Here is a 13,766-nt window from a genome sequence, read left to right on the forward strand (position 1 = left end):
ATAGAAAGGCCTGTCAGCGTTTGATGCTTTTCTGACGGGTCTTTTTCACACGGCGCCCTGCCTTCAGATCATTATCCTGCTTGACCTTTTGGCGCGGCGTTTTCCGGTCAACGTTGCCAACGAAAGGATTTTCACTGGAGCGGAACTCAAACCTTATAGGCGAGCCCGTCACCTTAAGTACCTTGCGAAACGTATTTTCCAGGTAGCGTTTATAGGAGCCAGGCAAGGCTGCGGTCTGATTACCATGAACAACAATAACCGGGGGGTTTGAACCACCCTGGTGAGCATAACGCAGCTTGATTCTGCGGCCCCGAACCAAAGGCGGTTGGTGCTGGGAAATTGCATCTTCGAGAATTGTGGTTAATCGGTTGGTCGGCCACTTCGCCATGGCGGATTCATAGCAGGCTTCCACCGACTCATACATAACCCCCACGCCAGATCCATGAAGTGCGGATATATAGTGTTTGTCAGCGTAATCAAGAAAGTCCAGGCGACGCTTCACCTGCTCTTTTACCCTGGCACGCTCTTCCGGATCCATCCCGTCCCATTTATTGACTGCAACCACCAGAGAACGACCGGCATCAAGAACAAATCCAATCAGGTGCAGGTCCTGATCAACGAGCCCTTCCCTTGCATCGATCACAAGTATCACCACATGGGCATCATCGATGGCTTTCAGCGTTTTGATTATCGAAAACTTTTCGACCGCCTCATTAACATTTTTACGCCGCCGTATCCCCGCCGTATCAATCAGGGTGTATTGCTTTTCGTGCCGCTCATAGGGAATGTAAACACTGTCCCGAGTAGTGCCTGGCATGTCGTAAACCACCACGCGATCTTCCCCTAGCATGCGGTTAACCAGGGTTGATTTACCAACATTGGGGCGGCCGACAATGCCAATACGAATTCCGGGGTACTTGTTCGCGTTATCGGCTTCCTCCCGGTCTTCTTCAGACGGAAGCAACAACTCCAACATCGAACGGACGCCACGGTTATGGGACGCCGCTATCATGAATATAGAATCAAATCCGAGGCTGTAGAAGTCGGCTGCAGCGATGTCCGGGTCCTGGCCATCAGTCTTGTTGACCACCAGATGGCCCTTTTTGCCCGACCTGCGCAGGTGATCAGCAATTAACTCATCACCCGCCATAAGCCCTGCGCGCCCATCGACCAGAAACAGAACAATGTCTGCCTCATCGATAGCCTGCAACGACTGCCGTGCCATTTCGACATCCAGCCCTTCTTCTATGCCGGTAAGACCACCGGTATCAATTACGATAAAACGCTGGTCTTCGTAGGTGCCCTCACCGTATTTACGATCCCGGGTCAGGCCAGGAAAATCTGCCACCAGAGCGTCGCGGGACCGCGTCATCTGGTTGAATAGTGTCGACTTGCCAACATTCGGCCGACCGACAAGGGCAATTACTGGGGTCATAATAATTCGCTATAAAGTCGTTTTAGGCCCCGCATTAAGCGGGGCGTTGAGGGCTTGCGGATCAGTTCCGCTCCCTCAGCTTGAATACAGACAGCTTACCGCCGTTTCCGAAAACCATCAGGTTTCCATTCGCCAGGCGCTGAAACGGAACCCGAAGGCCATCGCTGTCATAACTCTTCTGCCCTACCAGGCTCCCGTCATCAGCGGACAACACGTGTAGATAGCCCTCATAATCTCCGACCACAAGATAATTCTCGTACACGGCCGGTTGGGTCAACTGACGCCAGGACAGCGCATCTTGAAGCCATAGCTCCCTGCGGTCTGAACCACGGTATGCAACAACATCACCATTCGCAGATGAAAGGTAGATATTACCGCCGCCAATCATTGGAGAATGCAGGCTTGATGCCTTCCGGCTCCAGATTTCCTGGCCAGTGCGGATATCAACCAATGCAAGCTTTCCCTGATACCCGGAGACCATCACCGCAGACTCAAGAACCAGCGGCTGCCCCGAAATGTCTACCAACCTTTCAAGTTCTGTACGTCCCTGCGGTTGCCCCACTTCGTATTGCCAAAGCGGTTGACCGGCGTCCGCCGACAAAGCAATAAGCTTGCCGTTAGAAAACGACGCGATCACAACGTCACCGCCCACCAAAGGCTCTGCCGCGGCGCGCAAAGACAACGCCGGAATTACACCATCATACTGCCAACGTTTCTCACCGTTGGTTGTATCGAAAGCGAGGACTCTACCATCGGTGGTCTGGGCGACCACTAAACTACCGTTTGACTGGGGCGCGGCCAGCGCTTCCATTGGCAAGGCGCTGCGCCAGAGTTCACTGCCGTCTTCCCGGGATAGTGCAATCAGGTCTGCTTCGCGGGTAACCAGATAAAGTTGGGTGCGATCGCCACCAACTCCGGCAAAGATACGACTTTCAAGATCACGCTCCCATTGCAGCTTGCCTGTCTCTGCATCCAGAGCTAAGAGTTCACCATCAGCAGAAGCGGCATACAGTGTTTCGCCAGCATTTAATGGTGACAGGTACAGGAAGTCACCATCGTGCCCCTCGCCAACCGATTTACTCCACACCGTTTTGAACTCAACCGTGCTGTCCACATCGGGAACCGGCACAGGCTGTTCAAAGGTATCAGTGGTGCTGCATCCGGAAACACCCAACGCCGCCGCCAAAACTGTAAAGACGCCAGCCCGGACCAGCCCGCTACCAGTCATCCGCATCAGGCCTCCTCTCCTACGCCCAGGTCAGACAGTTTGAGTTCCAGAATGCCGGTACGGCTTTGCTGACCCTGCTCCCGAGCTGCCAAATAAGCGTCCCGAGCACCCTCTTCGTTACCCTGCGCCAGTAGAATATCGCCACGTAGCTCAGAGAAAATTGCCGCAAAGGCACCTGTATTTTCAACACTTCCAGCACCATCAATGGTGGCCAGCGCATCGTCATACTGTGCAGCGGAGAACTGCGCCCGGGCAAGGCGATTGCGAACGACTAGCGCCAGAGCCTTATGCTCGCCCGCTTTTCCAAGGGCCCATTCAAGCGAATCAATCGCCGCTTCGGCGTCGTTATCCTCAACCAACTGCTGACGAGCAAGAATCAGATTTCCATATACCGCGTATGCACTGTCGGTATAATCCTCTTGCAGGGTTTTTGCTACGAAAGCCACTGTCTCGCCCGACGTTTCGTCGGCTTCGTTGGAAAACGCGTTCAACAGCGTCGCAAATTGATTGGCTGCCTCTGCGCGCTGCTGGTCCTGATGGTTCTGCCAGGCCTGCCAGCCGAATACAATCGCCAGGGCGGCACCGATACCAATGAGCAGAGAACTACCATTCCGCTTCCACCAGTCCTTGATCGCCTGTACCTGTTCTTCTTCGGTGCGCAATTCCGCCATGTTGACTCCTGTAATGGTTTTTTACTTTTATGTTCGTACGGATCAGTTTGTCAGGGCTTTCGCAAGCACGGCTGCCAAATCACTCTGCGCAACGCTACTCTGCTCTTCGCCCGATCGCAGCGGCTTGAGGCCTGCCGTGGCATTCTCCAGCTCATTCTCTCCAAGAATCACAGCGTAGCGAGCGCCACTTTTGTCTGCTTTTTTCATCTGACTCTTGAAGCTACCACCACCGCAATGACTGACAATTACCCGGCCTTTCAGTTCGTTACGCAAAGTCTCAGCAAGAGCCAGAGCCGGTGCGACCGCCGCTTCACCCATAGCCGTTACATATACATCCGCGTTACTGTTGGCTTCCTCTGGCACCAGTCCGAGCGTATCGAGTAATAAAATGAGGCGTTCAAGGCCCATAGCAAAGCCAACTGCAGACGTCGGTTTCCCGCCAAGCTGTTCAACCAGGCCATCATACCGCCCACCCGCACAAATAGTGCCCTGGGCGCCGAGACTATCGGTAACCCATTCGAAAACAGTTTTGCCGTAGTAGTCGAGCCCGCGAACAAGGGCCGGGTTAACGGTGTAGGCAATCCCTGCTGCATCAAGAAGTTTCTTGAGCTGGTCGAAGTGTTCCCGTGATTCGGCGTCAAGATAACTTTCCAGACGCGGCGCGTCTGTAAGCAGTTTGCGCGTGCCCGGGTCTTTACTATCAAGAATACGCAGCGGATTGGTATCGAGGCGTCGCTGGCTATCTTCATCAAGCTGCGTTTTATACTGCCCCAGGTAGTCCACCAAGGCGCAACGAAACTCTTTGCGTGCCTGTGAAGAGCCAATGGAGTTGATTTCAAGGCGTGCATGCGTGCCAAGACCAAGCTCTTGCCAAAGCCTTGCCGTGAGAATCAGCAGCTCCGCGTCAATGTCCGGGCCCTGAATGCCAAAACACTCAACACCGATTTGATGGAACTGACGGTAACGGCCCTTCTGCGGCCGCTCATGCCTGAACATGGGGCCTGTGTACCACAATCTGCGAGTCTGGTTAAACAATAAGCCGTGCTCTTCTGCCGCACGGACGCATCCAGCGGTACCTTCCGGTCGCAGAGTCAGACTGTCACCGTTGCGATCCTCAAAGGTGTACATCTCCTTTTCAACGATGTCTGTAACCTCACCGATGGAGCGCTTGAAGAGATCCGTCTGCTCCACCACGGGCATTCGGATCTCCTGATAACCATATTGCCGCAAAACCCTGCGTGCGGTGTCTTCAACAAACTGCCACAAAGGTGTCTGTTCTGGCAGGATATCGTTCATCCCGCGTATTGCCTGAATCTTAGCCAATGTAAACCCTTAAATCTTTCTGAATACGAGGTAAACGATCATTTGTCTGAACGCGCAATGATGGCATCTTCCTGCTCTTTGCGCTGGGCAATCTCTGCACGAATCAACCGCTCAAGGTCATCGGTAAGGCTTGCATTATCAAGCTTCTGATTCGGCTTACCTGCCCTGTAAAACAGGTTTTTGGGGCTTCCGCCGGTCAGTCCGATATCCGCCACTTTTGCTTCACCAGGGCCATTTACAATGCAGCCAATGATGGCAACATCCAGAGCTTCGTTCACATCTTCCAGGCGCACTTCCAGATCGTTCATGGTCTGAATAACATCGAAGTTCTGGCGAGAGCAGCTTGGACAGGCAATAAAATTGATACCCCGGCTGCGTAAGCGCAGGCTTTTGAGGATATCGAAACCAACCTTGATCTCCTGAACCGGGTCCGCCGCCAGAGAAACCCGAATGGTATCGCCGATACCGTCCATCAGCAGCATGCCGAGGCCAATGGAAGACTTCACCGTGCCTGAACGGAGGCCGCCGGCCTCGGTGATGCCAAGGTGAAGCGGCTGCTCAATCTGGGAGGCAATTTTGCGATATGCGGCTACCGTCATGAAAACTTCCGAAGCTTTCAGGCTGACCTTGAAATCCTGGAAGTCATGACGGTCGAGAATGTCAATATGGCGCATGGCCGACTCAACCAATGCGTCATGAGTCGGCTCTCCATACTTACGCTGGAGTTCCTTTTCCAAAGAGCCTGCGTTCACACCAATGCGAATCGGAATATTACGATCACGCGCTGCGCTGATCACGGCACTCACACGGTCTTCACGGCCAATATTGCCTGGATTGATACGCAGGCAATCCACGCCTAATTCGGCAACCCGCAGCGCAATCTTGTGGTCAAAGTGAATGTCTGCAACCAGTGGCACCGAAACCCGATCACGGATCTTTCCGAAGGCATCAGCAGCTTCCATGGAAGGTACCGAAACCCTCACGATATCAGCACCTGCATCCTGCAACGCGACAATCTGGCCTACCGTCGCATCAACATCGCAAGTATTCGTGTTGGTCATGCTTTGCACCGCGATTGGCGCATCACCGCCAACGGGTACATTTCCAACCATGATCTGGCGGGATTTGCGTCTTATGATCGGGGATTCGTGTTTCATGTGCTTGGGACCGAAATAGATTAATGCAAAAATTTTCAGATTGTGAGGGTGAACTCCGCACGGTTGTTCTCAACGGGGAAATCACCAATATCCACAGATTCTCCCTGGAAGCGCATCGCTTTTACGGTATTAACAGCACCAATCACAACGGTCAGAGGCGCCTCTCCGGTCACTTCAAGCTTCTCACCCGCTCTTCTCAGGGAGCTTGTCAGCCGGGTGCCAGTCGCATCCTGCACCTGAACCCAGCAATCGCCGGCGAAATCTATTTCCAGCCTGCCTGATACGGGGCTCGCATCTGCAGTTAGAGATGGCTGAGCCAACGCGGGCTCTGTGGACTGAGCAACCACCGGTATCTGGTCTTCTACAATGTCACCGGACTGCACAGATGTTGCCGATTCAGCTTCAGCCGCAAAGGTCTCCTCCGGCTCGGCACCTGTTGTCGCTGGCAGATTCTCCGTTTGAGCTTGAGCTTGATCGGCATCGTTGTTCACAGATGCGTCTGCTGTTTCAACTGCAGGTTCAGGATCATCGCTGTTCAGGTTTGGCAGTGTTTCCGACTCACCCAACGAATCTGCGTCCAAAGCCCTCTCATCCGGTGCCGTCATTGTGGAAAGTGACGCGCCGGAATCACCGGTGCTGAACTTAGGTACCACAAACATGACAACAAGAGCCGCTACGAGCAGAACTGCCAGGATAAGTAACAGCAGTTTGCCAACCCTGCGCTTTCTGCGCTTACGCCGCTCGATATCCACCAATGGATTGGCTTCCAGTTCGCGCGCTTTCTTTTGCCGCAATGGCTCAAGTTCAAGATTGAGGTCCGCAATAATTGCGTCCCCGTCGAGACCAACCTGCTTTGCATAAGCCCGAACATAGCCTTTAAGAAAAAGTTCACTGTCGATCTGGCTATGATCGTCATTTTCGATTGCCTGGATGACGCCATTTCTCAAATGCTGCGCATCGGCTATCTGGGCAACGCTTAGTCCATGCCTTTCTCTAGCTTTCTTAAGTTGCTGACCAACGGTTTCCGTCGACGCAGTCTGTTGAATCTCATCACTTGTCATTGGAAATCAGCGCCTTGTATTGTTGATACTCTACTGACTCCGGGTACTTGTTTTTCAGTTGCAACACCATGCTGGACTCTTGGTTTACATCTCCACGATAGCGCGCAATGCGTATACCCGTTAACAGGCTTTCAGGCGAATGCTGCAGTCCTTCGGTTCTTTGCATGATCAGCAACAGTCGATTGTAGTAATGCGCAGCGCCATCCATGTCGCCGGAAGCCGCCATCACGCGGGACAGCGAAAGCAGTGACCGGGCGTCGCCACGGCTCAACTCGGAGGCACGACGATAAGAGACTATAGCTTCATCCATCTCGCCGAGTCGTTCCTGGGTCATACCAAGATTATAAAAAATGGACGCACGATCGCTGTACTCTGTGTCCCTGGACGCAGCCCGAAACTGGTCGCGGGATTCATCCATTCGCCCCTGGGAATATAAAAATGCACCGTAATACACTCTGGCGCGTGTATAACCGGAATCGTTGGAAATTGCCTGCTGGAAGCTCTTTTCTGCAAGCTCAGGCTCGCCATCTGAGTTATAGATCAACCCTTGGGCCGCCAGTGCAGAAGAGCTATCCGGAGACAGCTCCAGCGCTCGATCAAGATGATGCCTCGCCCGCTCAATATTACCCTGGCCGATATAAGCCGTCGCAAGCTGGACATAACCTTCAACGGCTTTCTGCCGATCGGCCTCGCGGGAGAAACGGCTGTCGGTTGTTGTGACACACCCTGTGATCAAGAGAGTGCACAACAAGGTTGCCATGACAGCAAAACGTCCAGTCAGCAGTTTTTTAGGCACAGATTGCGTTCCTCGCAGATTGAGCATCGCAGGGGCCCGGATTCAGGGGTTCACCTGCTGAACATTTATATAACGTTGGCTTCTACGGGTGCGGTCTTCTACCTTTCCAACCAACTGGCCACAGGCAGCGTCAATATCATCGCCCCGAGTCGTCCTGATCGTTGCGATATAACCGGCATCGTTCAAGACAGCCTGAAACCGCCGGGTAGCATTCATGCTGGGCCGCCGGAAGTCACTCTCAGGAAACGGATTGAAGGGAATAAGGTTGATCTTGCAGGGAAGATCCCGCAGCAATTCAGCCAACTCCACGGCATGCTCCGGTTTGTCGTTCATACCTTCAATGACCGTGTATTCTATAGTCGCTTTTCGCTTTTCCGGCAAACGGCTAAAGTAACGACGCGTTGCCGCCAGAAGCTCGGCGATCGGGTATTTCTTATTGAGCGGAACCAACTTGTTCCTCAACTCATCATTGGGCGCATGTAGAGAAATGGCCAGTGAAACATCCGTAACTTCTGCAAGACGGTCAATACCTGGCACGACCCCGGAAGTGCTCAACGTAACCCGACGCTTGGAGATACCGTAAGCGAGATCCTCCATCATCAGATTCATGGCATCCACCACGTTGTCGAAATTCATCAGAGGCTCACCCATCCCCATCATGACAACGTTGGTAATCGGCCTGTCCGGGCCCGGCTCAAACGGCATAAAGGCCTTGCGTGCGACCCATACCTGCCCGATGATTTCGGCAGCGGTCAGGTTGCGATTGAAGCCGCGCTTGCCGGTTGAGCAGAAAGTGCAATCAAGCGTGCAGCCGATTTGCGAAGAAACACACAAAGTACCCCGCTCTCCATCGGGGATCAGCACAGTTTCTACACTGTTACCGTTATCCATGCGCATGACCCACTTTCGGGTGCCATCCTTCGATGTTTCGTCATAGACAACTTCGGGGCCGCGAACCTCAGCCACTTGCTTGAGCTTGTCCCGTAGGGATTTGCTCACATTGGTCATTTGATCGAAGTCATCCACGCCACGCTGATGCATCCACTGCAGGATCTGAGTAGCGCGAAAACGCTTTTCCCCCAGAGAATCGAAGAACGCCTCAAGCTTGTCCTTCGGCATTCCTAGCAGGTTGGTCTTTTCAGCGGCCGCTGTCATTTTATAACCTCAATCAGATAACCAATACGGAGACTGCCGGAGGCAGCCCCCGATCAACGTAATCAGCCGCGCGGGCAGATCTCGTTGTCATTGAAAAAATATGCGATTTCGCGCTCTGCAGAAGCAGCAGAGTCAGATCCGTGAACCGCGTTCGCATCGATAGATGAAGCGAAGTCAGCGCGAATGGTGCCTGCTTCAGCTTCCTTCGGGTTGGTAGCACCCATCAGGTCACGGTTTTTCAGGATGGCGCCTTCGCCTTCAAGAGCCTGAACAACAACAGGGCCGGAAGTCATGAAGGCAACCAGATCGTTGAAGAACGGGCGCTCTTTGTGTTCAGCGTAAAAGCCTTCAGCCTGCTCCTGGGTAAGATGCATCATGCGTGCAGCAACGATGTTCAGGCCAGCCTTCTCGAAGCGGCTATAAATCTCACCAATTACATTTTTTGCGACTGCATCAGGCTTGATAATAGAAAGCGTGCGCTCGTTAGCCATGGTATTTCTCCTATTAGGGTTTGGGTAAATTTCAGGCCTGCGATTATACGCAGTCGGAGGCCTACTGCCTACCGCACTGCACGAAGACGAGTAACAACATCAACAATTTGCGCGCTGGCAAAGGCGATTTCTTCTGCGGTCGTGTAACGCCCGAAGGAAAATCGTAAAGCGCGATTGGCCTGTTCATCACTTAAACCAATACCACGGAGCACAAAAGAGGGCTCTACGGCCGCGGAGGCGCAGGCGGAACCCGAGGAAACCGCCAGATCCCGGAGCCCGAGCATCAGAGACTCTGCATCGACGCCGTCGAACGACAGATTCACAATCCCGGGCACGCGAACACTATCGGAGCCATTGAGGGTAACGCCGGACAAGTCCTTCAATCCATGCAGAAACGATGAGCGCAGAGACTCAAGGTGATGCATCTCCTCCTCAAGGCCGGCCTCAGCAATCGCAAACGCCTTACCCATACCGGCAATCTGGTGCGTAGGCAGGGTTCCTGAACGCATGCCGCGCTCGTGGCCGCCGCCATGAATCTGAGCTTCTATGCGCACATCGGGCGAGCGCCTGACGTAGAGAGCACCAACACCCTTGGGGCCATAGACCTTATGACCAGAGAGAGACATCAGATCCACAGGCATGGTCGTAACGTCAATGGGCATTTTGCCGGCAGCCTGGGCCGCATCCACATGAAACATCACACCACGACTGCGGAGTTCTGCACCAATAGTTGCTATATCCGTTACACAACCCAGTTCATTATTCACCAGCATCAGGCTCACCAGGACCGTCTCCGGCCTGAGTGCATTGAATACCTGAACCGGCTGAATACGACCGTCGCTGTCAGGGTTCAGCCAGGTAACCACAACACCCTGCCCTTCCAGCCACCTGCAGGTATCCACTACAGCCTTGTGCTCAATAGTTGACGTTACGATGTGCGCATTATCACGACCGGCAACCGCCCCCTTGATCGCAAGGTTATCTGACTCTGTAGCGCCAGAAGTCCAGACAATTTCGCGGGGGTCGGCGTGAATCAGATTCGCAACCTGGCCTCGAGCCGACTCGACAGCGGATTCCGCTTGCCAGCCAAATCCATGGGAACGGGATGCCGGATTGCCGAAAAGGCCATCGGGGGTAAGATACTTGATCATTTCATCAGCGACTGCGGGGTCAACGGGCGTCGTTGCCGCGTAGTCGAGGTATACGGGCTTTTTCATAGAATACAGAGGCTTGATTCAGGCGGGCGCCTGATCTGTCAGACGCTCGGTATTAATCGTGTCAGAGCCGCCATCAACCTGAAGACGGTTCTGCCTGTCCGCAACCTGGCGGATTTCATGTCTTTCCATCAGATCACCGAGGCTTATCTCGCTGAGAAACTGATGAATCTGATCACTCAGATCAGACCAAAGGTGGTGTGTCAGGCATTTCTCACCATTCTGGCAATCGCCTTTATTTCCACACCTTGTGGTATCGAGCGACTCACTAACCGCGTCGACGACGTCCGCAATGTATATCTCGGCAGCCACACGACTCAGGCGATAACCGCCTCCAGGACCACGTATACTGGCCACTAGTTGCCGGCGCCGGAGGCGTGAGAATAACTGCTCGAGGTAGGAAAGAGAAATTTCCTGACGGGCTGAAATATCCGCAAGAGTAACCGGCCCCTGCCCCCCGTGAAGGGCAAGATCCAGCATTGCCGTGACGGCGTAGCGGCCTTTGGTAGTCAACTTCATGGCATCAGCCCCGTGATGGGATTGAATCTCGATATCGGAGTCCGAGTATGAATTGACCAAGTATTCCAGTCAAGTATTCAGTCCCGATCCTCTCTATCGTCCCGCACGCAGTCAAAATCGTCTTCATCCAGTACAGGCAACTCGCCATTCTGGTACTCACTGTTAACCTTACGGAGCGCCTTGCACATGGTCTCGATACGATCATCGACAGCATGCATATGATCCAGCAATGCCCTCACAGAGCGCGCCACCGGGTCCGGCATCTCCTCGGTTACGCCATAGGCATCGAAGCCCATACGCTCTTCCATGACCTTGCGACGGGCGTCGTCTTCCGTTTTTTCCTTAACAATGATCCTGCCCGGAATACCCACAACCGTCGCGCCGATCGGTACCGCTTTTGTTACAACAGAGTTCGATCCGATTTTGGCGCCCTCACCCACTTCAAAAGGCCCCAGAATCTTTGCGCCGGCACCAACAACAACGCCGTCGCCAATAGTGGGGTGACGCTTACCCTTGTTCCAGCTGGTACCGCCAAGAGTGACGCCCTGGTATAGAGTTACATCATCCCCAATAACAGTCGTCTCGCCAATCACCACACCCATGCCGTGATCAATAAAGAATCGCCGGCCAATCGTGGCTCCGGGATGTATTTCTATACCGGTAAACCAACGCGCCAGGGTCGAGATAGTGCGCGCCAGCCATTTCAGCCCTGCATTCCAAAGCCAGTGAGAAACCCGGTGAATAAGCAGAGCATGCAGCCCCGGATAATTCGTGAGCACCTCAAAGGTATTCCTGGCGGCAGGGTCCCGGTGAAATACACTTTTTACATCTTCACGCAAATGCCTAAACATGGCGATCTTCCTGTCCGGTCGGTTCTGAACCGGCCTCGGTTTGTTTCGTGTTCCCAGACACCCCCGCAGCTTTCTGCACCGCGCTCAGGATCCCCCGAAGAATATTGATCTCCATCCGATCGAGTTTTGCCCGCTGAAACAGCCTGCGCAAACGAGACATCAACTGCCGCGGATTGTCTCGGCGATGGAAATCGACATCATGCAGCGTCTGCTCAAGATGGACGAAAAAGCTCTCAACATCCCCCACCTTGGCGGGTGATACATCCCAACCCGCATCACCCGGTGCCAGCATCGGCTTTAAATAGGGACTACCTTCGCCGCCTTCAAGGTTACGCAAAAAAAGCATGCGCAATTCGTAGCACATGATCTGCACAGCCATCGCCAAATTCAGAGAACTGTAATCCGGGTTCGATGGAATATGGATGTGGTAATGGCAGCGCTGAAGCTCATCATTACTCAAGCCGTGATTTTCCCGCCCGAAAACCAGGGCCACCGGGCCAGAAAGGCTATTTTCGGCCGCAATTGCAGCCGCCTCAGGTGGTGGCACAACTGGCCAGGGCACCTTGCGCCCCCGGGCACTGGTGCCCAACACCATGACACAATCTTCCAGAGCCTTATCCAGCGTTGGAACTACCTGGGCCCGATCCAGAATATCGGAAGCACCGGCGGCACGGGCGTATGAGGCCTCATCAGGAAATGAGTTCGGATTTACCATCCATAGGTTGGCAAGCCCCATGTTCTTCATGGCCCGGGCAACAGCACCAATATTGCCTGAGTGAGAAGTCTCTACAAGGACAATCCGGATCTGATCCTGAAATGCGTCCGGTCCTTCCAGCGGGGGAGATGGTTTGTGCATTGGCTGCAAGCCCAAAGTTAAAATTTAAGGCCGGCAATGATAGCAGAAACGACTCGCTTTCTGCTCCCCCCGAAAAACTCCTCATATGGCGTTATCCGTGCTATTCCTGAGTCAAAAAGCATACAAGAGCAAGGTTCTTTTGCTATCATACCCGGCCTTCACACACCCGGATAACGAACACTCAGATGGAACCAGCTATTAAAATGGCCCTGCGCGTTGCGCGCCAAGGGTCGGATTACCTGAAAGCCCACTTCGAGCGCCAGGAGCCCACCGGAAAGGACGACGACGAACGTCGCCTTCAGTTGGACCGGGTAGAGCAATCCATTTATGACAATTTTGCTGAGCAACTCGGAAAGGCCTACAAAGATCACACCATCGCGCCGCTGAATGAAGCAGATGCCGGCACCAGCGAGAGAAGCTGGCATATTTTCCCGACCATGGGTCGCGAAAATTTCCTCAGAGGCATCCCTGAATTTGCCCTGGCACTGGCACAAAAGAAGAACAACCGCACTGAAAACCTGCTTCTGGTGAACCCGGTTACAGGCGAGGAATACTCCGCCAGCCGTGGACGCGGTGCCGCATTGAACAGCCGCAGAGTTCGCGCTTCAGAAGTTCGGCATACAGAAAAAGCGGCCTTTGCAAGCAACTTGCTTGACCAGGCACGCAAAGGCGACAACCCCCTGCTTTGGGGCGAAATGGCCGCCGTGCTGGCTCAGAACTCAGGCATGTTCCGCACATCAGGCTGTGTGGTTCTGGATATCGCCCGGGTTTCTGCGGGTCTTCTGGATGCAGCGGTTATATTCCGCCCGGAAACTGTAGATCTGGATCTTGGCGTAACCCTGGCAATGGAGTCCGGTGCACTGACCGGCGATTTTTCAGGGAATCCATCAACTGGCAAAGCGCGACAGCTGGTGGTTGCGAACCCCAAGCTGTTCCGGGAAGTGCTTAAAGTACTCCAGCCGTTCCGCGGTCGCATACCTGCTTAAAGCAAACACCCGGTTCTGAATCA

General features: G+C 53.8%; 14 protein-coding genes. 1 reads left to right on the top strand and 13 read right to left on the bottom strand.

Going from position 1 to position 13,766, the window contains the following annotated elements; translation table 11 throughout:
• Nucleotides 1-13 precede the first annotated feature (13 nt).
• The 13 genes from der to trmJ all read right to left on the bottom strand — a co-directional run bounded on the left by der (nucleotide 14) and on the right by trmJ (nucleotide 12,757).
• A complete protein-coding gene (der, locus tag Q4606_RS15105; RefSeq protein WP_303595747.1) occupies nucleotides 14-1,435 on the bottom strand; it encodes a ribosome biogenesis GTPase Der in 1,422 nt (473 codons plus the stop codon).
• A 61-nt stretch (nucleotides 1,436-1,496) separates the two neighbouring features.
• Entirely contained in the window at nucleotides 1,497-2,663 is a 1,167-nt protein-coding gene (gene bamB, locus Q4606_RS15110) for an outer membrane protein assembly factor BamB (protein WP_303608071.1), read from the bottom strand.
• 5 nt (nucleotides 2,664-2,668) lie between these two features.
• On the bottom strand, nucleotides 2,669-3,334 hold the full coding sequence (locus tag Q4606_RS15115; protein WP_303608047.1) for a tetratricopeptide repeat protein: 666 nt from the start codon (nucleotides 3,332-3,334) through the stop codon (nucleotides 2,669-2,671).
• Between the two features lie 42 nt (nucleotides 3,335-3,376).
• Nucleotides 3,377-4,657, bottom strand: coding sequence for a histidine--tRNA ligase (hisS, locus tag Q4606_RS15120; RefSeq protein WP_303608048.1), 1,281 nt, complete (start codon nucleotides 4,655-4,657; stop codon nucleotides 3,377-3,379).
• A 38-nt stretch (nucleotides 4,658-4,695) separates the two neighbouring features.
• A complete protein-coding gene (gene ispG / locus Q4606_RS15125; RefSeq protein WP_303608049.1) occupies nucleotides 4,696-5,814 on the bottom strand; it encodes a flavodoxin-dependent (E)-4-hydroxy-3-methylbut-2-enyl-diphosphate synthase in 1,119 nt (372 codons plus the stop codon).
• Nucleotides 5,815-5,849: 35 nt separating this feature from the next.
• Nucleotides 5,850-6,875 carry a RodZ domain-containing protein gene (locus Q4606_RS15130; protein ID WP_303608050.1) on the bottom strand — a complete coding sequence of 342 codons (1,026 nt, stop codon included), beginning with the start codon at nucleotides 6,873-6,875 and terminating at the stop codon, nucleotides 5,850-5,852.
• Complete coding sequence (gene pilW, locus Q4606_RS15135) at nucleotides 6,865-7,635, bottom strand: type IV pilus biogenesis/stability protein PilW (protein WP_303608072.1); 771 nt, start codon at nucleotides 7,633-7,635, stop codon at nucleotides 6,865-6,867. The genes Q4606_RS15130 and pilW overlap by 11 nt, the downstream gene beginning before the upstream one ends.
• Before the next feature lie 78 nt (nucleotides 7,636-7,713).
• Nucleotides 7,714-8,826 (bottom strand): 23S rRNA (adenine(2503)-C(2))-methyltransferase RlmN, encoded by a 1,113-nt coding sequence (rlmN, locus tag Q4606_RS15140; RefSeq protein WP_303595742.1) that lies wholly within the window; start codon nucleotides 8,824-8,826, stop codon nucleotides 7,714-7,716.
• Nucleotides 8,827-8,888: 62 nt separating this feature from the next.
• A complete protein-coding gene (gene ndk, locus Q4606_RS15145; protein WP_303608051.1) occupies nucleotides 8,889-9,317 on the bottom strand; it encodes a nucleoside-diphosphate kinase in 429 nt (142 codons plus the stop codon).
• A 68-nt stretch (nucleotides 9,318-9,385) separates the two neighbouring features.
• The gene (locus Q4606_RS15150; protein ID WP_303608052.1) at nucleotides 9,386-10,534 is read right to left on the bottom strand and encodes an IscS subfamily cysteine desulfurase; all 1,149 of its coding nucleotides are present in this window, start codon (nucleotides 10,532-10,534) and stop codon (nucleotides 9,386-9,388) included.
• A gap of 18 nt (nucleotides 10,535-10,552) precedes the next feature.
• Nucleotides 10,553-11,050 carry a Fe-S cluster assembly transcriptional regulator IscR gene (gene iscR, locus Q4606_RS15155; RefSeq protein ID WP_303595739.1) on the bottom strand — a complete coding sequence of 166 codons (498 nt, stop codon included), beginning with the start codon at nucleotides 11,048-11,050 and terminating at the stop codon, nucleotides 10,553-10,555.
• 77 nt (nucleotides 11,051-11,127) lie between these two features.
• The gene (cysE, locus tag Q4606_RS15160; RefSeq protein ID WP_303595738.1) at nucleotides 11,128-11,901 is read right to left on the bottom strand and encodes a serine O-acetyltransferase; all 774 of its coding nucleotides are present in this window, start codon (nucleotides 11,899-11,901) and stop codon (nucleotides 11,128-11,130) included.
• A complete protein-coding gene (gene trmJ / locus Q4606_RS15165) occupies nucleotides 11,894-12,757 on the bottom strand; it encodes a tRNA (cytosine(32)/uridine(32)-2'-O)-methyltransferase TrmJ (RefSeq protein WP_303608053.1) in 864 nt (287 codons plus the stop codon). Before trmJ ends, cysE begins: the two co-directional genes overlap by 8 nt.
• A 185-nt stretch (nucleotides 12,758-12,942) precedes the next feature.
• Here trmJ and Q4606_RS15170 point away from each other — a divergent pair, with 185 nt between their 5' ends.
• Entirely contained in the window at nucleotides 12,943-13,743 is an 801-nt protein-coding gene (locus Q4606_RS15170) for an inositol monophosphatase family protein (protein WP_303608054.1), read from the top strand.
• Nucleotides 13,744-13,766: the final 23 nt, after the last annotated feature.

It is taken from the genome of Marinobacter sp. 1_MG-2023 (assembly GCF_030549045.1).
Lineage (GTDB): Bacteria > Pseudomonadota > Gammaproteobacteria > Pseudomonadales > Oleiphilaceae > Marinobacter.